Annotated in this window: 16 protein-coding genes; 10 read left to right on the forward strand and 6 right to left on the reverse strand. The window is 56.4% G+C overall.

Annotated elements, in window-relative coordinates:
- The first annotated feature begins 247 nt into the window (after positions 1-247).
- From M4NBBH2_RS05515 to M4NBBH2_RS05525, 3 genes are all read left to right on the forward strand, one after another.
- Positions 248-2,644, forward strand: a complete 2,397-nt coding sequence (locus M4NBBH2_RS05515; protein ID WP_116270032.1) for an ATP-dependent helicase — start codon at positions 248-250, stop codon at positions 2,642-2,644.
- 167 nt (positions 2,645-2,811) lie between these two features.
- Entirely contained in the window at positions 2,812-5,145 is a 2,334-nt protein-coding gene (locus M4NBBH2_RS05520) for an inorganic phosphate transporter (RefSeq protein ID WP_116270033.1), read from the forward strand.
- On the forward strand, positions 5,142-5,693 hold the full coding sequence (locus M4NBBH2_RS05525) for a prolyl-tRNA synthetase associated domain-containing protein (protein ID WP_200832678.1): 552 nt from the start codon (positions 5,142-5,144) through the stop codon (positions 5,691-5,693). The genes M4NBBH2_RS05520 and M4NBBH2_RS05525 overlap by 4 nt, the downstream gene beginning before the upstream one ends.
- A 60-nt stretch (positions 5,694-5,753) precedes the next feature.
- On the opposite strand, the gene M4NBBH2_RS05530 is transcribed toward M4NBBH2_RS05525, so the two are convergent.
- Entirely contained in the window at positions 5,754-6,413 is a 660-nt protein-coding gene (locus M4NBBH2_RS05530; protein ID WP_116270034.1) for a response regulator transcription factor, read from the reverse strand.
- Positions 6,410-8,395 (reverse strand): sensor histidine kinase, encoded by a 1,986-nt coding sequence (locus tag M4NBBH2_RS05535; protein ID WP_124944097.1) that lies wholly within the window; start codon positions 8,393-8,395, stop codon positions 6,410-6,412. The genes M4NBBH2_RS05530 and M4NBBH2_RS05535 overlap by 4 nt, the downstream gene beginning before the upstream one ends.
- Positions 8,396-8,754: 359 nt before the next feature.
- On the opposite strand from M4NBBH2_RS05535, the gene M4NBBH2_RS05540 reads away from it, so the two are divergent.
- Positions 8,755-10,362 carry an amidohydrolase gene (locus tag M4NBBH2_RS05540; protein ID WP_116270036.1) on the forward strand — a complete coding sequence of 536 codons (1,608 nt, stop codon included), beginning with the start codon at positions 8,755-8,757 and terminating at the stop codon, positions 10,360-10,362.
- Between the two features lie 9 nt (positions 10,363-10,371).
- Here M4NBBH2_RS05540 and M4NBBH2_RS05545 read toward each other — a convergent pair whose 3' ends face one another.
- Entirely contained in the window at positions 10,372-11,010 is a 639-nt protein-coding gene (locus M4NBBH2_RS05545; RefSeq protein ID WP_116270037.1) for a LysE family translocator, read from the reverse strand.
- A 113-nt stretch (positions 11,011-11,123) separates the two neighbouring features.
- Here M4NBBH2_RS05545 and M4NBBH2_RS05550 point away from each other — a divergent pair, with 113 nt between their 5' ends.
- Positions 11,124-12,074: a LysR family transcriptional regulator gene (locus tag M4NBBH2_RS05550; RefSeq protein ID WP_124944096.1), complete on the forward strand. Its 951-nt coding sequence runs from the start codon at positions 11,124-11,126 to the stop codon at positions 12,072-12,074.
- A 60-nt stretch (positions 12,075-12,134) separates the two neighbouring features.
- Here the strand turns inward: M4NBBH2_RS05550 and M4NBBH2_RS05555 are convergent, their stop codons facing one another.
- Positions 12,135-12,383 (reverse strand): hypothetical protein, encoded by a 249-nt coding sequence (locus M4NBBH2_RS05555; RefSeq protein ID WP_116270601.1) that lies wholly within the window; start codon positions 12,381-12,383, stop codon positions 12,135-12,137.
- A gap of 446 nt (positions 12,384-12,829) precedes the next feature.
- Here M4NBBH2_RS05555 and M4NBBH2_RS05560 point away from each other — a divergent pair, with 446 nt between their 5' ends.
- The 5 genes from M4NBBH2_RS05560 to M4NBBH2_RS05580 all read left to right on the forward strand — a co-directional run bounded on the left by M4NBBH2_RS05560 (position 12,830) and on the right by M4NBBH2_RS05580 (position 18,425).
- A complete protein-coding gene (locus tag M4NBBH2_RS05560) occupies positions 12,830-13,627 on the forward strand; it encodes a MetQ/NlpA family ABC transporter substrate-binding protein (RefSeq protein ID WP_116270039.1) in 798 nt (265 codons plus the stop codon).
- 233 nt (positions 13,628-13,860) lie between these two features.
- Complete coding sequence (locus tag M4NBBH2_RS05565) at positions 13,861-14,655, forward strand: MetQ/NlpA family ABC transporter substrate-binding protein (RefSeq protein ID WP_116270040.1); 795 nt, start codon at positions 13,861-13,863, stop codon at positions 14,653-14,655.
- Between the two features lie 303 nt (positions 14,656-14,958).
- Positions 14,959-15,750 (forward strand): MetQ/NlpA family ABC transporter substrate-binding protein, encoded by a 792-nt coding sequence (locus M4NBBH2_RS05570; RefSeq protein ID WP_116270041.1) that lies wholly within the window; start codon positions 14,959-14,961, stop codon positions 15,748-15,750.
- A 613-nt stretch (positions 15,751-16,363) separates the two neighbouring features.
- A complete protein-coding gene (locus tag M4NBBH2_RS05575) occupies positions 16,364-17,338 on the forward strand; it encodes a LysR family transcriptional regulator (RefSeq protein ID WP_116270042.1) in 975 nt (324 codons plus the stop codon).
- Positions 17,339-17,570: 232 nt separating this feature from the next.
- Positions 17,571-18,425, forward strand: a complete 855-nt coding sequence (locus M4NBBH2_RS05580; RefSeq protein ID WP_116270043.1) for an adenine nucleotide alpha-hydrolase family protein — start codon at positions 17,571-17,573, stop codon at positions 18,423-18,425.
- A 464-nt stretch (positions 18,426-18,889) separates the two neighbouring features.
- On the opposite strand, the gene M4NBBH2_RS05585 is transcribed toward M4NBBH2_RS05580, so the two are convergent.
- Positions 18,890-19,192: an integration host factor subunit beta gene (locus M4NBBH2_RS05585; RefSeq protein ID WP_116270602.1), complete on the reverse strand. Its 303-nt coding sequence runs from the start codon at positions 19,190-19,192 to the stop codon at positions 18,890-18,892.
- Between the two features lie 112 nt (positions 19,193-19,304).
- Positions 19,305-20,477 (reverse strand): MFS transporter, encoded by a 1,173-nt coding sequence (locus M4NBBH2_RS05590; RefSeq protein ID WP_116270044.1) that lies wholly within the window; start codon positions 20,475-20,477, stop codon positions 19,305-19,307.
- Positions 20,478-20,627 lie beyond the last annotated feature (150 nt).

The following is a 20,627-nucleotide window of genomic DNA, read 5'->3' on the forward strand; positions in this document are numbered from 1 at the left end:
TTAGTTAGTATATCCCGCGGAACGGGCTGTAACGTCAGTCAGCACGCCCGGGACACCTGACAGGCAGATGGTCCGCGTCTCATTTCTGCCTTTCCCCGCTCTTTCCATGCGGGTAGAATTTCAACCCCCTTTCAGCGAAGGATCCGCGTCCGAGCGGTTTCCGTGCGGCTCCGGTCTCATTCCGTCAGAGAATGGACACCCGAGCAACGCTTCGCCCCCTCTTACACTCAATTTGGACAGACGACCTATGACAGATCCCTTACTCGACGGCCTGAACCCTGAACAGCGTGAAGCAGTGACGCTGCCTGATCAGAATGCACTCGTGCTTGCCGGCGCCGGATCCGGAAAGACCCGGGTTCTGACGTCCCGTATCGGGTGGCTTATCCGCGAAGGACGGGCAACGCCCGGCAGCATCCTCGCCGTGACCTTCACGAACAAGGCGTCACGCGAAATGCTGTCCCGAATTGAGTCTGTGTTGAAAGTGAATACGCGCGGCATGTGGGTCGGCACGTTCCACGGTCTCTGCAACCGGATGCTTCGGGTGCATGCGGCGGACGCTGGGCTGCCGTCCGGTTTTCAGATCATCGATCAGGCGGACCAGCTCTCGGTTGTGAAGCGGGTGATGAAGTCGGCCGGGATCGATAAGGAAACGATTGAGCCGAAGATTGTCCAGCACTTCATCAATCAGCATAAGGAAGCCGGAGAACGGAGTTCTGACATCCGGTCGCTGGATGCCCGGACGCCGAACGGCGCCGTGTCGCTTGAACTCTACCGGCTTTACGAAAAGCTCTGCATGGCTGAGGGCGTTGTCGATTTTGCTGAACTCCTTCTCCGTTCCTACGAGCTTCTGCAGCGGAACGAACTGATCCGCCGCCACTATGAGCGGAAGTTTTCGCATATCCTCGTCGACGAGTTCCAGGACACGAACGTGCTTCAGTACCGCTGGCTGAAAACACTGGCCGGTTACGGAATTCCCGGCATGGCGCGCGAACCCGGCATCACGAATTCAATCTTCGCGGTGGGTGATGATGACCAGTCGATTTATGCGTTCCGAGGCGCGAATGTCAAGAATCTGACTGACTTCACGCGTGAACTCGGTGTGGATCACGTGGTGAGACTCGAGCAGAACTACCGCTCGACCGGCCATATTCTGGATGCCGCGAACGCCCTGATTGGCAACAACACAGGGCGCCTCGGAAAGAATCTCTGGACGGACTCCGGGAAGGGCGAAAAGCTTCGTGTCATGCCGACCGGGAGCGGTGAGGCGGAAGCCCAGTTTGTGGCAAACGAAATCGAGGCTGAGCACCTCCGGGGCCGGAAGTACGAGGATTTCGCGATTCTCTACCGCTCCAACGCTCAGTCCCGGGCGCTCGAATCCATTCTGATGTCAGCCGGCATTCCTTACCGTATCTACGGCGGACACCGGTTCTTCGAGCGTGCTCACGTGAAAGACGCGCTGGCCTATCTGCGCCTCGTGGAGAATCCGAATGACAATACGGCGTTTCTCCGTGCGGTGAATACTCCGACCCGGGGTATCGGTGCGAAGACGCTTGAAGGGCTTTCCGCCGCGGCGGAAACAGCCGGCGTCTCGCTGATGACAGCCGCGAAAAACAGCCCGACCAAGGCCGCCGCTTTCTCTGACCTTATTCTGAATATTCGCGACAAAATCGCGGACCTCCCGCTTGTCGAAGCGGTGAAGGTTGTGATTGAGAGCTCGACCCTCCGTGCGGCGGTCGAAGCGGCCGATAAGAAGGAACACACCGCGAAGGCTGAAGACCTTGATGAAATCGCGAACGCGGCGGCCGCTTTCCTGAAGAACGCTGAGATTGATGAAAAGACGCCGGCTCTTCTTCCGGTTTCTGAGGATGAGCTTTCGCCGCTTTCCGCGTTCCTTGCTCTCGCCACGCTGGAAGCTGGTGACAATCAGTCGGAAGCCGGTGCAGATGCTGTGCAGATGATGACGGTGCATGCCGCGAAGGGCCTCGAATTCCCGGTGGTCTTCATTACGGGTCTTGAGGAGAATCTTTTCCCGCACGCAAGCGCGATGCGCGAGAACGGTGACTCAGGACTCGAGGAAGAACGCCGTCTGATGTACGTCGCGATTACCCGCGCGAAGCGCCGTCTCTATCTCTCATACGCTGCTGTCCGCTTTATCAATGGTCAGAGACAGGATGAGATGCCGAGTTCGTTCCTCGATGAGATTCCGCAGGAGCACCTTGAGTGGCTTGCGGATCCGCAGGCGGCGTCCCGCGAGAGCTGGGCATCGAGCAGCGGTTCCTGGGGCCGGGGCGGCGATGAACCGCACCGCGGCCGCGCGAGCTATGGTCATTGGGGCGAGCGGCGCAGCGATTCCGAGAGCCGCGGCTCCGGCGACCGCGGTACCTTCACCGGAAACGCTTACACATGGAGTCCGAAGGGGAAGGACGCGAGTTACAACGGCTCGAAGGATGAGCCTCTCCTCAAGAAGAGAAAGGCGGGGCCCGATGGATGGCAGGCCGGTCAGCACGTGAAGCACCCCAAATTCGGCAAGGGGGTAATTGTTTCCGTAATCGATAGCGGCGATATGACGAAGCTGCAGGTGGCCTTTGTCGGAGGCGGCGTGAAGCAGCTTCTCGCAAAAATCGCCAAACTCGAAAAAATCTGATCTTTCCCGCCCTCTGCCGCTTCCGGTGCATCCGGTGTATGACGAAACATACGCCGGATTGCTTTCCTCTCAGGTATGATGAGAGACATCAAAATGCGGTAGGTGCGTGCTGACGGAATTCCCGTGTTTCGCAGTCTAAAACGGGAATTCTTCCGCGCAATTGGGCAATGGATACATTCTTTCTCGTTATTCTGGGTTTTCTCGCGCTTCTAGCGGCGATTGACCTTTTTGTCGGTGTCAGCAACGACGCCAGCAACTTCCTCAATTCGGCGGTTGGCTGCCGGATTGCTCCCTATAAAGTCCTTGTCGCGGTTGCCGGTCTTGGCATTCTGCTTGGCGCCACGTTCTCCGGCGGCATGATGGAGATCGCGAAGAAGGGCGTCTTCAATCCGGGAATGTTCTCGTTCTCGGACGTGATGGCGATCTACTTCTCCGTCATGGTGACAGACGTCGTTCTGCTCAACTTCTTCAATTCCATGGGGCTTCCGACATCGACCACGGTGTCAATCGTGTTTGAGCTTCTCGGCGCAGCGGTCGGCGTGGAAGTGAACCGGATACTGGAGCGTGGCGGGTCGCTTGTTGAAGTCGGCGCCTATATCAATAACGAGAAAGCGCTGACGATGATTTCGGCGATTCTTGTTTCAGTTGTGGTCGCTTTCATCGCGGGTGCCATCGTTCAGTACATTCTCCGCGTGATCTTCTCCTTCCACTACGAGAAGATGTACCGGAGGATCGGCGGTATTTACGGCGGCTTCGCAGTCACGATGATCTTCTACTTCCTCGTGATGAAGGGCGCGAGCGGCGCCTCCTTCATGACGCCGGAAATGATGCAGTTCCTTGACACGAACACCTGGCCGATCCTTGGAGTGCTCTTTATCGGCTCCACGGTGCTGATGCAGCTCGGGCTGATTCTTTTCAATCTCAATATTTTCAAGATCGTCATCCTCGCGGGCACTTTCGCTCTCGCTTTTGCCTTCGCGGGAAATGACCTTGTGAACTTCGTCGGTGTGCCGATCGCCGCCCTCGACAGCTATCACATCTTCACCGCGGCTCAGGGCGCCGATCCGAACACCTTCGCGATGGGGGGGCTCGCTGACCCGATTCCGGCTCCGACGCTTCTTCTGATTCTCTCCGGCATCATCATGGTGCTCACGATCCGTTTCTCGAAGAGCGCCCAGCGCGTGATCGAAACGTCGGTCAATCTTTCTTCCAGCACCACGGGTGAAAAAGAGCAGTTCGGCGCCTCGATGCCGGGCCGTATCATCGTTCGCTCCGCGATGTCGGTGGAGAATGTCATCTCGAAACTGACGCCGTCCCCGGTGAAAAAGTGGATTGACACGCGGTTTGAACCCATCATTCCGCCGACCGGGACTGAGCCTCTGCCGTTTGACTATGTCCGTGCGTCGATCAACCTGATCCTCACGGCTATTCTGATTTCGTCCGCGACCTCCCTCCAGCTGCCGCTTTCGACGACTTACGTGACCTTCATGGTCGGTATGGGATCGTCTTTCGCTGACCGCGCCTGGGACCGTGAAACGGCCGTTTACCGCGTGTCCGGCGTGCTGATCGTGATCGTCGGCTGGTTCCTCACGGCTCTTACCGCGTTCGTTGCGGCTGGTGCCGTAGCGACTGTCGTGCTCTGGGGCAGCAAGGGTGCCTGCATCATCCTGATGCTGATCGCTGTTGCCGTGATCGTGAAGGAAAACTTCTTCGCCAGCGATGAGAAGCAGGCCGCTACCGAGACCCTTCAGAGCCTCGACCGCTTCGGTGTCCGCAAGCTTCTCAATAAGGCTGTGGCGAAGAACTTTGAAACGTCGGTGACCATCTTCCGCGACATGATCCGCTGCTTCCTCGACGATAACGAACGGGGACTTCGCGAGGTATCAAACCGCGCGGGTGAGTTCTTCGACAATGTATCGGAAGGCCGCGCCCGGTACTACCAGATGGCGCAGCGTCAGGGGTCTCACAGCGATAACGATGCGAAGTTCTTCTACTACCGCAGCTACAGCAATATGCGCGAAGTCTGCCGCACACTGAAACGCACGGCGATTCAGGCGCAGGAGCATGTGGCAAACCGTCACCGCGTTTTCAAGGGTGAGATTGCCGGAAGCCTTGAGCAGCTTGTGCAGGTGCTTGAGGTGTTCGAGCAGGATATCCGGGATTTCAGCGGCGGCTGGAGCGATACAACAGAGCTCCGTGAGCGCTCGAAGAAAGTGTCGGATCTGATGGATCAGTATCAGGAGCTGCTGCTTTCCGATATTCATCACTATGATCTCTCGCTCCGCGGCTGTGAGCTCTACATGATCTTCCTGCAGTTCGCGCGTGACCTCCTGAACCGCTACGACATGGTAGTTATTTTGCAGAATCACCTGAACGATATGTGTGAAAACGAAAAACCGTTCTCCATACCGGCAGAAGGAACCGAACCGCCGGCCTCCGGAACGGAGGGCAGTGAGCCTTCGGAACAGGCTGTGAAGCCTGCGGGAGGTGCCGCAGCATGAGCGGGTCGGAAGAAATGACGGCTGGGCCGGTTCCCGGCGTGAGGGAGGAGGTCAATGCCTTCCTAACGCGGGAAGGGATTCCGTTTACGGGTTTCATTCATCCGCCGATCATGACAGTCGCGGAAGGGGCTGAGATCGCCAAGCGTACAGGAGGTCTCTGCTGCAAAAACCTCTTTCTTAAAAACAAGAAAGGCGGTTTCTTCCTTCTCATGATTCCGCACTGGAAGCGGCTTGACAGCAAGGAACTCGCGCGTCAGATCGGAAGCGCGAGACTCTCCTTCGCAGGTGAGGAGGACCTGAGACGGCTTCTTCACCTGTACCCCGGTGCGGTGAGCCCGATGGGACTCATTTTTGATCGGGAGGGAGCTGTGCAGGTGCTCCTGGATCGCGAGATCATGAAGCACGCGTTGGTTGACTGCCATCCGTGCCGGAATGATGAGACGCTGACCATGACACCGGATGACCTTGTGAACCGGTTCATGCCGGCGACCGGACACCAGGTGCAGTGGGTGGATATTCCGGAGCCGGAAGAAAAGCCGGAATCCTGATATCGATAAAAACCGTGAGGCATCAGCTTCACGGTTTTTTTCTGGAGGAAAAACGGTGTTTCAGCCTGCAGGCGGCTCCCAGCCATTCACATCGCCGAGTTTCCCCCGCTCCAGAAGCACGGTGATCGGGGCGAGTTCCGCGGTGTTATGAACATCAAGTTTCCGGTATGCGGAGAGCCGGTGTACCTGAACAGTCCGCTCGCTGATATCGAGTTTTGCCGCGATCTGACGGTTCAGCAGCCCTTTGGCGGCAAGGCGGATAATTTCCCGCTCGCGTGTTGTCAGACGCCCGAACCGGGATTTCCATTCAGCTTCATCAATAGGGTGCTCGCGGCTGTCACAGTCCTTCTGAACCGACCGGGCAACTGTCGTGAGAAGCCTGTCCGGCTGCACGGGCTTCTGAAGGAATTCTTCAGCACCCGCCCGGATCGCGAAAACTGCGGTGTCGATATCCCCGTGCCCGGTGAGAAAGATGATCGGGAGCGTGATTCCCCTTTTTTTCATTTCCGCCTGCACTTCGAGTCCGGAAACGTCCGGCATTCGAAGATCCAGGATCAGGCAGCCTGGGCGCGACGGCCGGTCATTCACGAAGAAATCGCGGGCGGAGGTATAGGCCGCGACATCCCAGCCTTCGCCGCTTAGCAGCGCTTCAAGAGAAATCAGCTGGTCTTCGTCATCATCCACCGCACGGATAAGCGGTGTTTCGTGTTCAGTCGTCATGATGGGGATGCCTTGTCTTTCGGTTGGGGAACAGCGGCGGCGCGCGGTTCAGGCGAAGCTCCCTTTGCCTCTTCAAGCGGAATCGTAACGCGGGCCAGCGTAATGCCGCCTGCGCGTGAGAGTTCAAGCCGCCCGGATATCTTTTCCACGAGTGTCTTAACGATGAGAAGCCCGAGCCCAAGACCGTTTCCTTTGGTGGAGTGCAGCGGTGTGGGGGAGAGCGGGGTGTTCGCCTCGGACTGGTCCCCGGACCCGTTATCCTCAACTGAAAGGATGGCAGAACCGGCCTTTTCACTGAGAGTCACGGCGACTCGGGGCGCGGGGTTGGACGCACAGGCCTCTGCGGCGTTTTTGATGAGATTATTGGCGACGAGCTCCATTTCCAGTTCGTCCCATGCGGCAAAAAGCGGCTTTTCGGGGAGTGACAGCGTGATATGGATATCGGGATGCGCGAGACGCCGCATAGAGGCAACACGCTCCAGAGCCGCGGAAAAATTCACCGGCACAAGTTCCCGGTTCCGGTTCTTCGCGTAGCCTCTGACCCGCTCAATGATTTCGGAAGACCGCCAGCACTGTTTTTCAATCAGCGCCACCATGCGCGTGACAACCGGGGCGGGCGGCGTTCTTTCAAACAGACGTTCGAGCGTGCCGCAGCAGTTGGAAATCGTGGACAGAGGCCCATTCAGTTCATGCGTAATGAGGCTTGAGATCGCGCCGATCACGCTTACGCGCTCAAAGGTCTCCAGTTTCTTTTCAGCCTCGAGTTTCCGCCGGGTGGCAGCCTCCTCGGCGAGCCTTGATTTCTCGAGTTCCGCGGTCCGCTCTTCAACGAGCCGCCCTGATCGCCAGCTGTGGAAAATGAGGAGAAGAATGAGAAGAACACCGAAGAGAATCGGGGTCCGGTACTTGCGGACAAAGTCGCCGACCGACTCGACCCGAAGGTAAGCGTAAGGGCCGGCTTTGAGTGTTCTGAAGAGCCCGTCCACCCGGGCGAAGTCCGATACGACGCCCCAGGCTACGCCGTGACTTGTCTCAGGCATCGTGAGGAGCGCGACTGTGACAGCGCGGCTTACAGGAGCCGTGGCGGTCTGAGTCGAAATAAAAGTCCAGTACGGGTAGAGATCCGTTGATGTGCGGCAGTGGAAAACGGCGTCCGGCTTCTTCAGGCTGACAGCCCGGAACTGCTTCGCATATTCCGGTGTCGTGCTCTCGAGCTGCTCAAAGGTGCAGGTCCGGGCGAGCGCGAAGTCGGCGTCACCTCTCTGCACAGCGGCCAGCAGGTTGGTCATCGGAGATCCGGCTTCGACATAGTGGAAATAGTGATCGGGCGAGAGTCCCCGGGCGGCGAGCTCCCCCTCCGGGATATAGACGCCTGAAAACGCCTCGATCCAGCTCACGGCTGCCCGCTTTCCCTTCAGGTCTTCAATGCTCTTATAAGGGGAATCGTAGGGTACAAGAATGAGAGACCCCACGGCTTCACTCGGGTTTGGGGCCTCACGGGTGATCATCGTCGCGATGTCTCGCAGCCCCTGCACATACACGCGCCGGTAGAAACCGGCGGTCTCAAGAAAGAAATCGACTTCGCCATGCCGGATCGCGTATTCGAGCCCCGGAATTGTGTAGTTCCGGATTTCAATCTGATACTGCGGGAGTTTTTTCTTCAGCCACGCAAAGGTGGCAAGAATATCGGGGCGCTCTTCCGGCATGAAGCTTCGTTCCACGTAACCGATGCGGACGATCCTCCGGCCGTCAGCCGCGACAGGGGAGGATTTTGCGGAAAGGCTGGATACGGGAGCCGAGGCTTCCGTGTCGGAGGCAGCTGCGGCCGGGAGCGGCTGCCAGAGAAACGCGGCGGTGAGAAGCCCGAAGAGGGCTGTGAGCAGAACGCGGCCCGAAAGACCGGAAAATCCGCAGCGCCAAAACCTTGATTGTCTGTCTCTAAGCCGCATCAGAAGGATCTCCCCGGTAGCTTCACCCATCATAGCGGGGAAGGAATCGGGGAGCAGGAGAGATTCTGAGAAAAAAGCGGGGAAAGGAAAGGAGATGGGAGACACCTTCTCCCTTAAATCCTTTCCCCGGCTTAGGTAACCGGTCAGAAACAGCGGTTCGCTGTGATGCGCTGAACTCTCTGTTTCTGTTGAAAAAGATTCTAGGGGAAGGGGCTACTTAGGTAGCATGTTGGAGAACAAGCCAAAGCGTTTTTGTTTCTTCGGTCCCGATCGGAGCGGCCTCGCTCCGGGAATCCGGTCCCGCATCCCGAAAAAGTCCTGCTGATACGTGTATAAATGAGCTCACATCGGTCCCGAAGTCTGGCACGGGGACCGCCTTGGAGAATTTCAGCATGACGACGACGCTTTACCGGAATGGAAAGGTTTTTACGGGGACAGGCCCGGATCACTTCACCTCGGCGTTTGAGGTAACTGACGGTGTGTTTTCCTGGGTAGGGGAGGAGAGCGATGCCCCCTACAAAGCCGACTCAGATGTGGATCTTTCGGGAGCCACTGTAATCCCGGGGCTTATTGAGGCTCATGAGCATGCGCTGATTGTCGCCGGCATCGCGAATTCCACAGCCTGTACGATTCCGGCGGTAACTGATATTCCGTCGATGATTGAAGCACTCCGGAAGAATCCCTCCTATGGGAAAGGACCGGATCGGTGGATCACGGGATGGGGGTACGACGAAACGAAGCTCGCGGAGCATCGGACTCCGACCCGTCACGATCTGGATCTTGTCAGCACCACGCAGCCAATCTATATCATCCGGTCAGACTGTCACTCAGGCATCTGCAACACGAAGGCCCTGGAACTCGCGGGTGTCACCCGTGATACGCCTGATCCTGCGGTAGGAGCCTTCGGCCGGGAGGCGGACGGGACTCCGAACGGCATTCTCTTTGAGCTTGAGGCGAACGCCAGGGTGAGGAGCCTCGCTGAGAAACCGGATTTCGAGAGTGTCGTGAAGGTGATCGCGGGATCCGCCCGGCACTTTCATGAACGCGGATATTCCGTTGTCACGGAAATGATGGCGCGCCGTTCTCCTCTGAATACGCTTGAAGCGTTCCGGGCCGCGGAGCCGCTGGGGTTTGACCTGCAGGCCGCGCTTTACCTCGTATGGGAAGGCGGGGAGGATGATCGGGGCATGGCAGACATCACGGAGAACGAAAAAACGGGCCGCATCCGCATCGCGGGGGTCAAGCTCTTCGCGGACGGCTCGGTTTCCGGCCGTACGGCGTGGGTGAATGAACCGTATCAGGATGGGACGACCGGACTCTCGACTCTGACCCCGGCCGCGATCCGGGCAGCTGTTTCCTTCGCGAAACGAAATGGCGTGCAGCTGGCGATTCATGTGATGGGGGATCACGCAATTGATCAGATTCTGGAGGTGCTTGAGGGCGAAACCGACTGGCTTCAGGGGATTCCAAGCGTGCGGCTTGAGCACGTGACGCTGATTACGCCTGAGCAGCTCGAGCGGATCCGGAGGAGCCGCCTGACGTTCGGCATGACGACTCAGGTGATCTTCCCCTTCGCGGAGATTGAGAGCTATGAAGCGTCACTCTGCCCGGGGCCTTTTAAACGCATGTATCCGGTAAAAACTCTGGAGAAATCGGTGGAAGCGCTGGCGCTCTCGTCAGACAGCCCTGCGACCACCTGGATGGATCCGGATGATCCGGCAGTGTCGCTTGAAGCCGCGGTGCGGCGTGTGGCTTATAACGGTCATCCGATTAACCGGGAGGAGGGGGTGACACTGGGTACCGCGCTCACGCTCTACACGGGACGGGCCGCGAAGCTATTTGCGAAAGAGTCGCCTGCCGGTGTCATCGCGCCGGGGGCCGAGGCGGATTTCAGCGTTCTGGAAGCGGATCCCTTTACGATGCCCGAAGACCGGATTCATGAGATGCGGGTGAAGCGCGGCTTCCTTCGCGGCGCCGAGGTTTTCCGCAGGGAAGACTGACCTGGCGGGTCAGAAGAAACCGGACAGAATCTTCGCAAACACCATGAGACCGAGAGCGATAAAGAGAATGCCGCTTATCCGGTTGATGATGAGAGACGCGCGGGTGCCCTGAAGGGCACCCCGCGCTGCTGTCGCGATCACGGCGTACGCGCTGTGAATCAGAATGAGAAGGAGGCTGAAAAGCGCGATCAGGATCGTTGCCTGTGGCCAGAAGGGGCTTTCCTTCATGACAAACTGAGGAAAGAGCGCGAAGAGAAAGAGAAACAGCATCGGGTTCGTGCCCTGAAGCAGAACCGCGTTCCGGAAGAGCGTCCACTGGGATTCAGACGCCTGGTCGCTCGCTGAGGCGAGCCGCATCAGATCAAAGGGCTTCGCCCGGAGTTCCTGGATTCCGAGGTAGATCAGATAAAGACCGCCGATTGCCTGAAGTGTTGTGAAAAGGACAGGGCTTGCGGCCAGCACGGCACCGAGCCCTCCCGCGGTCAGAAATGACACGATAAGAACACCAACCGCGTTTCCGGCCACACAGGGCCAGGCGTACCGGACACCGTATTTCAGCGACCCGGTCACGGTGTAAAGCACACCGGCGCCGGGGGTCACGATCGTAGTGAAGCAAAGCAGAAGGTAGAGCGGAAGCAGCGAAGTCATTTTTCTTCAGAATCAGAAACCGGAAAACTTTTCCGTTGCAATCCATTCTATGAAATTCACTACGGAAAATGGGTTTACGGTAAGCGTTAAAATTTTTTAATACTGATATCGCTGTGCATAAAACAGGTGAGGTCATCATGGGAAAGCGGCCGGATGGAAAACTTTTTGAAGCGCTTGAAGCTTTTGCGGCGGCTTCTGATGAGCGGAGTCTCAGCAAGGCGGCAAGGATTCTCGGCCGCTCAACCCCGACCGTGGCATCGATGATCACGCGTCTGGAATCCGATATCGGAGTCAGGCTTCTGCGGCGCACCGCGCGGGGCGTGTCGCTCACTCCCGAAGGCGAGGCGCTGCTCCCCAAAGCCCGGTCTGTCGTCAGGCTGGCCTCTGAGTTTGAGCGGGATGCGGTCTCAGCAGGCCGTGAAGCCATTCGGGAGGTGCCGATCGGGGCAGTGGAAGCCTGCCTATTCCAATTTCTCCCGGACTTCATGCGGTACCTTGATCAGGCGCTTCCCGGTGTCAGGCTCCGGGTCACGCTCTACGACACCGCGGATCTGGTGGCGGCGCTTCTCGCCGGTGAAATCTCAATCGCTTTCGGGCGGTTCGCGGAACTTTCCGTACGAGGTATTTCACTTCAGCTGCTGAGTGAGGAGCCATCGGTTCTCATCGTGCCGCGGGATCATCCTCTCAGTAAGAGAAAGGCTGTGACGTGGGAAGACGTCCGCGATGAGGAATGGATCATGACACTCCCCCGGGTGAATCCGGGTTACGCGGCAGCGTTTGTCAGAGCCTGTCGGACGGAGGGCTTTGAGCCCCGTGTGCGTCACAGACCGGAAACGATTCAGCATCAGATCGCCTATGTCGCCTGCCGGGAAGGGATAGCGCTGATTCCTGAGTCTTATCTGAGCTCAATTCCAGCTGCGGTTCGCGCAGTGCCCTTCGAGGGACCTCTCCCTTCTATCCGCATGTCAGCCGCTGTCAGCCGTCTCAGGACTGATCCGCTCAGGGATCAGATTCTTCAGAAGGCTATCCGGTTCGCCAGTGAAAAAATTTCTTTCCGGCAATAAAAATCCCCGGCTTTCGGAAGAAAGCCGGGGAGACTGCATCAGGCAAAAAGTCTGATGGAATTACTTCGCGGCAGCGGAGCTGGCCGGAGCGGAAGCAGCGGCAGAAGCAGCGGCGGAGCTGGCGGCAGCGGAAGCAGCCGGAGCAGAAGCAGCGGCGGAAGCCGGAGCGGAAGCGGCAGGCGAAGTAGCTTCCACAGAAGCGGCAGCAGAAGAAGCCGGGGCGGAGGCCGGAGCAGAAGCCTGCTTGGAGCAAGCAACAGCCATCATGGCGATAGAGGCGGCGGCAACAATCTTCAGAGCGGTATGCATGTTGAAAAACATCCTTAAAAGTGACTTCCCGGCCGTATAGGCAGGGAGAAAACAAAACAGAGTTCTGTTCCCGACCTGGAACGCGGAGAGGCACTTAAGTCTGCGATCTCCTGTTTCCCGAGAACAGTTCCGATTCTAGATAAACCATTTGGGCTTATCCACAAGAGTTAGTGTTTTCGCCACTAGGGATTTCCTTTTGGGGTAAGAACTGATTTAAAAACAAAAAAATTATGACTGAATTATGTGCCCTGAAGAACGGAGGAAAAGTGATTTCGGTAATACCTGTGCGGTGTCAATTCGGAAAGTAATACCTATTTGGTGTAATAAAGCGCCAATCGGTACTGTTCGGTAAAGGGAGCGCGGATCTATACCGATCCAAAGCCTCTTCTCAGAAAAATCCTACGGCTGGCAAAGAACAGCCGGACAGAATCAAAGGAAAACCGAATATGAAACGCCGCGCACTGCTCCAGACATCCATTCTGCTGCCTCTGACACTGATTGCATCGAATCCGGCATTTGCCTCCGCGAAACGCCTCAGGATCGGGGTGACGTCCGGCCCTCATGCGGATATTCTCCGCGCCGCTCTTCCCGTCGCGAAGAAGAACGGGCTGGACATAAAAATCGTTGAGTTCCAGGATTATGTGTCGCCGAATGAAGCGCTCGCCGCCGGTGATCTGGATGCCAATATTTTCCAGACGGAGTCTTACCTTGGTCTCATGAATAAGCAGCGCCGCTATGGGCTCGTGCCTGTCGGCCGGACGATTACGCTGCCGCTCGCCTTTTATTCCAACCGTTATAAGAGTTTCAATCAGGTCCCTCAGGGGGCCCGGGTCGGAATCCCAAATGATCCGTCTTCAGAAGGCCGGGCGCTTTACGCGCTTCAGGACGCGGGAATCATCAAGCTGCGGCCATCCGCAGGCCGCGAAGGCTCCCCGCTTGATGTGATATCTAACCCGAAGAAACTGAAATTTGTGGAGCTCGATCCCGCGCAGACCGCCCGGTCGCTGCCGGATCTGGATGTTTCCGCGGTGAACGGCAACTACGCGTTCCTCGCTGGGATCATGGGAAGCGGAAAGGCGATTCTTTATGAAAAGCCCGCTTCGCTTTATATCAATCACATCGTTGTGCGCGAAAAGGACAGAAATGCTGCCTGGGTAAAGCCTCTCGTGAAGTCCTATCAGGACGCCTCGGTCCGTGATTACATCAGGAAGACTTATCACGGCGGTGTCGTCGCAAATTTCTGACGGACATAACCCGGGGGGCGGGACTTCAGCGGTAATACCTGAGCTTCATCAAATGTTGCTGGTAATACTTTTTTGAACGCGGCTCTCCCTTCAGGTAACTTTTGACTCAACGGGATCCCCTGATGCGTTTCTCCTCCGTGCGATGGGGATTCCCCGCAAAACAAAATTCCCGGCAGCCGGCACTCACTCTCTCAGGTGACGGCAGCTGAAAAGCTATATAAAGGACAAACATCATGCTTCGCCGCTCACTTCTTATCTCTGCATTCGCTGCATCCCTGGCCTTCGCGATTCCCGCTCAGGCAGCCCCCGTTAAGACGCTGAAGATCGGTGTCACGGCCGGCACTCACGCTGAAATTCTCCGTGCCGCTCTGCCGATCGCGAAGAAGAACGGTCTCGACATCAAAGTGATTGAGTTCCAGGACTATGTGTCTCCGAACGAAGCTCTGGCTCACGGTGATCTGGACGCGAACATCTTCCAGACGCTCTCCTATCTGAAGCTGATGAACAAGCAGCACAACTATGGCCTTGCCCCGGTTGGCAAGTCGATCACCGAGCCGCTTACGTTCTACTCGAAGAAGTACACGAACCTCTCCCAGCTTCCGACCGGCGCGAAGATCGGTATCCCGAATGATCCGTCCACCGAAGGCCGCTCGCTTTTCGTGCTTGAACAGGCAGGTCTCATCAAGCTGAAGGCCGGTGTCGGCCGTGAGGGTTCCCCGCTCGACGTGATCTCGAACCCGAAGAAGCTGAAGTTTGTGGAACTCGATCCGGCCCAGACGCTGCGCTCCCTGGATGACCTGGATGCGGTTGCGGTTAACGGCAACTACGCCTACATCTCCGGTCTCACGAAGACCCGCAAGGGCATTCTCGTTGAGAAGCCCGGTCCTGAATACGTGAACTACATCGTGGTCCGCGAGAAGGATAAGAACGCCGCCTGGGTGAAGACCCTCGTGAAGTCCTATCAGGATCCGTCTGTCCGCGCTTTCGTGAACAAGTCCTATAAGGGCAGCGTGATCGCGAACTTCTGATAGAGAAGCCCGGTTTCAGAATCCCTTTGACGCCCTCTGGCTTTGCCCTGCCCGCACTTCCCTCGGGCAGGAGAGGCCGGAGGGCGTTCTTCGTAAGAGATTTATTCCCGACAGATGCGGTAATACCTGAGACGCGTCAAGCGTTTCAGGTATTACTTTTTTGAGTTCAGCAGATCCTTCCGGTAATTTAATTCTCAAGGACGGGCTGGAGCGAGTCTCCCTCCCTCTTCGAAAATCATTCAAAGACATCATTGCTTTTTCAGCCGGCACTTCAAGCGGCTGGAGAGAAAAAAGGAAACTGTCATGCTTCGCCGTACTCTTCTCATCTCTGCTCTTGCTTCCACCCTTGCTCTCGCGGTGCCCGCCCACGCGGCGACCAAAACCCTGAAGGTCGGCGTGACGGCCGGCCTCCACGCGGAAATCCTCCGCCAGGCCCTCCCGATCGCGAAGAAGAACGGACTCGATATCAAAGTGATTGAGTTCCAGGACTATGTGTCCCCGAACGAAGCGCTTTCCCACGGCGATCTTGATGCCAATATCTTCCAGACACTTTCTTACTTCGAGCTTCTGAATAAACAGCGGAACTATGGTCTCGCTGCCGTCGGCAAGACGATTACGGCGCCGCTCACCTTCTACTCGAAGAAGTGGAAGAGCTTCAGCGAGATCCCGACCGGTGCCCGGATTGCGATCCCGAATGATCCGTCGACAGAAGGCCGCGCGCTCTACGTGCTGCAGGAGGCGGGCATTATCAAGCTGAAGCCTTCCGCGGGCCGTACCGGAACGCCGCTTGATATCATCTCGAATCCGAAGAAGCTGAAGATTGTGGAACTGGACCCGGCACAGACGCCGCGTGCGATCGATGATCTCGATGCCGCTGCCGTGAATGGCAACTATGCCTACATTTCCGGTCTTTCGAAGACCCGCAAGGGGATTCTCGTTGAGAAGCCCACGGCGAACTACATCAACTACATCGTGGTCCGCGAGAAGGATAAGAACGCTGACTGGGTGAAGACTCTCGTCAAGTCTTATCAGGATCCGTCTGTCCGTGCGTACATCAATAAATCCTATAAGGGCAATGTGATCGCCAACTTCTGATTCTGAAGAACTCCTGAGGTCGCAGCCCCCGCAGTGTCCGGTATGGTCTTCCTCCGTGCCGGACATTGCGGGGGTGTTCTTTTGGGTGAAGTTTCATGCACATGACTTTAAAGTGACCGCAATCCCCTATTTTTGAAGGGTTATCAGTAGCATTCCATATGATAAGATTTGATCTCAGATACTTCGGAAGAATGATGCAGGTCGGTCATTTCCCCGCGGCTGCGGCTGTCGGGAGCGTCTGATTCAAGAGGGCTTACGCCCCGCAGAAGACCCGGGAAGAAGCTGAGAAAACTCTCGGCACCATTCCATAAAAGCAGTCGGGCATTCATCAAACGCGAGCTTCCAGGTACGGCGTCTGGAGCCGTTTCACACAGGGCGGAGCCAGCCGTCTGGCCGCCGTAACCCTCGGCATGCAGCGAGTCCGGGAAACCTCCGGACAGAGCCGGGGTCGTATCATCTGGTTCATTTCAGCACGCGCTCGGGCGATCAGTCTCACGCTTTCCCGGCAGAGCTTCTTCACCGATATACCGCACGCGGAAACCGACAGCGGATAAAGGAAAGAACGGCCAGATTTTGGTTTTCGGCGAATTTCAATATCTGGAGAATAAAAATTATGAGGACTCCAGCAAACGAACAGTTTCAACTGGATCAGCTGAACGACTGGCGAATGCTTATCGACGTGGTGAAAGCCAGGTCGATGAAGATTGCCGCTCAGAACCTCGGCGTTGACCCGTCAACCGTCACGCGCCGTATCGACAAGCTCGAAACGACCATGGGAACGAAGTTTCTTCTCCGTTCCAACCAAGGGCTTGAACTCACCCCCGAAGGACGCGTAGCCTTCGCGAACATCAGCCACATTCTGGCGGAATACGACGCATTTCTTGCCTCATTCCAGCGCAGCCAGAAAGAGCCCCCGCAGAAGATTTCCATTACCTGCCCATCCGTGCTTGCGGACTGCGATCTGATCGGACTTATCACGGATTTCCAGAAGCGCTATCCGCAGACCTATTTTGAGATCTACGACACACCGGAAGAAATCAAGGGTGAACCTGATCTCAGCTACTGGTTTGGAACGCCGGCCTGCCGTGATAAGAGCCGTCTGCAGCCGATCTGCTCATTTCATCCCGTGCTCGCCGTAGCACCCTCTTATATAGAGAAGTACGGGGAACCGAAGGAACCAGAGGATATTCTGAAAACGCCCGTTTTCTTCTTCTACCGCCCCACGGGCGGGGAAGGGACGACTCTGACGTTCACCAAGAACGGCGAAACACGCGATGTCCGGATTGATCCGTCGCTGCGCTCCAGCGCGTATCTGCCGCTTGTGCCTTCCGCTCTTGGAGGCGAAGGCGTTCTCGCGAACATTAACAGTTTCATGGTTGATAACTATCTGAAGACCGGTGATCTGAAGCTTATTCTCACAGATTGGAAGCTCCCCGCGGTTCCGATTTATCAGGAAGTGAATCCGGCCCGTGAGCGGGATCCCCTGATCAGTCAGTTCATTGAAGAGGTGCTGACGAACGTCCACGGCATTATCAAGGACATCCCCGGCTTCATGGGGTACGAAGAAAGCCCGGGCGGTATTTTCTGAAAACAGCCCGATAGGCCATAAAAAGAGGAGAACATCAATGTTCTCCTCTTTTTTTCAGGAAATTTTTCTTCAGAAGAGAAAATCGGACAAGAAATAGCGAAAAAAGACCCACTCGGAGTAGGTCGGAATCGGTATGCTTATACCATACGTAATCAGTGTGGATAGATAGAAGGGAAGAATCCGAAACGGTTTCATCCTCTGTCAATCACCGCGGCTTAAGGAGAGCCTTGTAATGGAAGGTTTATCGAACGAAGCGAACGGGCTGCTGGAGCGGCTTCGTAAAGCGCTGGAAGATGTGGCGCCTCAGGGGCGTTTTGCTATTGCTTATTCGGGCGGGCTCGACAGCCGGTTCCTCTCTCATGCCTCCAAACTTTTTGGGTTCACGCCGACTTTGCTGCATGTCACCGGCTCCCACGTTGGCGGAAATGAGGAGGAAGGGTATCGCTGGGCGCGCGAGAACGGCTTCGAAATCCGGACTCTTGAGCTGGATCCTCTTAACATGCCTGAAGTGCATGACGGCACCAAATACCGTTGCTACGGCTGCAAAAAAACGGTCTTCACGGCACTTCTTAAAGAAGCCGGTGACCTTCCGCTCTGTGACGGAACAAACCATACCGATGGTGAAGCCGGCGTCTGGCGCCCCGGTATGATTGCGCTTAAAGAACTCGGTATCCATTCGCCGCTCGCTGCAGCGAACCTCGGTAAGCCTGAGATTCACCGTCTCGCGGCCGAAACCGGAATGGAACGCCCGGACCAGCTACCTGAGCCCTGTCTCCTTACGCGCTTTCCTTATGGCATGACTCCGACTGAACCTGTGCTTCAGAGGCTTAAGAAGGCTGAGGAGGCGATCAGAAAGGCGCTGGAAGCGGAAGGTATGGGAGCGATGACCTATCGGCTCAGAATCGTGTCTGAAGGGCATCCTGAGATTCATTTTGACCTTGCCACCTGGACTCATCTTACGGATCGGGAGAAATCCGTGATCCGGGACGCCGTGGTGAAGACGGATCCGGAGTTTTTCGCGAACATCAGCCTCAGGGGTTTGGAAAAACTGTCCGGGTACTTTGATCGGGTAACAGGGATCGTCTGAAGTCTCCCGGGCGCGGCTTTCCAGGAAATCAGGCCTCTTACAGGGGCCTGATTATTTTTTAGGCAGTCTTTTTTAATCTTGCTCTGTTTTCAGGTTAAGCAACTTATCCAGTGATTTTTCCACTCTTCTGTGGATAACTTGGAAACTTACGCACCGGAGAGCCTGAAACCGGCTTTCCGGAGGGTTTCCCGGAAATGTAAAGATGCCGGTTTTCTTTTCCTGACATCAAATGAAACAGGATTAAGACTGGTATACCGTCCGGTTTATAAAGAAAAAATGCTGTAATTACTCCCGTTAGGTGCCGCAAATTGTGCCTGACGCTCCTCATATATGTTTTTATGAAGCCCGCCCATCCGTAATGGATCTGAGCGGGCTCTCTTTTTATCAGCATCAGAATCAGATGAAAAAACCTGCCAGCGGAAATGACCGCGGGCAGGTTCTTTTATGGATATCGCAGACCGAAATTATTCGGCAAGAGGCTTTCTCGCGTGGGAATCCACCACTTCGCGCATTTCTTTACCCGGCTTGAAGTGAATAGAGTACTTCGGCGGAACCGGAACACTCTCGCCGGTACGCGGATTGCGGCCGATACGGGCAGGGCGGTAGTTCAGCGAGAAGGAGCCAAAACCGCGGATTTCAATCCGGCGGCCGCTCGTGATTGCCTTTCCCATTTCTTCAAAGAGGATGCGCACTGCTTCGTCAGCTGACTTGTTCGACAGTACGGGGAGGCGTTCATTCAGCATGGAAATCAGTTCGGAGCGGGTGATGGGGGACGGCATTTCAAAATCCTAGAAGCATTAAAAATCAAAAAAGGGCTACGAATCATAGGACTTCAGGGATTTTTTAGCAAGGCGAAATGCGATAAAACGATGTTTTTGATTACGCTTCCTCTTCCGTGACCTCATCTGACCGGTCTCTGAACTGCGCGAGCACGGCGGAACCGCCCATGATGACCCCCATGGCGATGAAGATCCAGAAAACGCCCACAGCGGAGGCGAGAAGACCAAAACCGGTCGGAAGCACCGTGTGGCAGAGGTTTGTCAGCATCGTGCGGATGCCAAGCGCCTCACCGACCCGTCCCTTTGGGCTCTGAGTCTGGAGGAGACTCATGACGTTTGGCTGGCTTGCTCCAAGCCCGAGACCGAGAATGAACGCGACAACAAGCAGCGGCCCGAGCTCTGTGAAGAACGGAAAAAGAATGTAGGCGAAGCTGCCGATCGCGAGAACCGCGACAAGAAACTGCCACTCAGAAATGCGTTTTGAGAGCAGCGGCATAAGGAATCGGACCGCGAAAGTCGCCGCAAAGAACATGCCGATCAGCCAGCCAATCTCAGTCGCGGAGAGCCCGATCGCATGTCCGTACACCGGGAACATAAAGATTTCCAGATCCCAGGCCATGGAAACAAGGGCGGAAACGAAGAGCACGTTCCGCACTCTTGGGTGCGAGAGCAGCTCAAAGGCCCCTGTCTTTTTATCGCGGAGACGCGCCCGTTCCCAGGAGGCCGGGAGCTTATTGCGGCTCCAGTAAAAGGCCGCTAGCCCCAGGAGAGCCGCCGCGGTGCCGTAGAAAAAAGCGTACCGGTGACCGAACGCGTCAATGATCATGCCGGAAAGGATCGGCGTGACAAGACCCGAGGCTGCCTGTCCGGTTGCGAGCCAGGCAAAGTTTGCGGTTCGGTTGTGAGAGTTGGAGTAGAAGCCCACCAGCTGCTGTGACACCATGGAGGTGGACATCATGCCGATACCGGTGAGGGCGCAGGAAAAGGCGAGCGGTGTGAGACCGAAATGAGACGTCGGAAATACAGCCGGGATCATGACGCCCGCGAGCAGAAACAGCCCGCCGACCGCGATAGGCAGACGGGCGCCGACCCGGTCTACAACACGGCCCCAGGGCATGGAGAGGAAGGTCGGAAAAAGCGCAAGAAGACTGATCAGCAAACCAACGGTGAAAGATCCATAGCCGTGGGAGAGCGCGTCAAGGCTCGCAGTAACGCGCACGACCGAAAAGGTCATGTGAAACGCAACGGTAAAGAGAATGACGCGGAGAATCATGGGATCACATAAAAAAGACAGGCAGTCTGATCCAATATACGCCGTTCGGATGAGGTTTTGAATCGTTTTTCCGGGGAGGAAAAGTCAAAAAAACAGCCTCCGGGAAAACTGTGTTCCTGGAGGCTCACTCGGTTTTGCAGATGGCTTTGC

This window comes from Mesosutterella multiformis, assembly GCF_003402575.1.
Lineage (GTDB): Bacteria > Pseudomonadota > Gammaproteobacteria > Burkholderiales > Burkholderiaceae_F > Mesosutterella > Mesosutterella multiformis.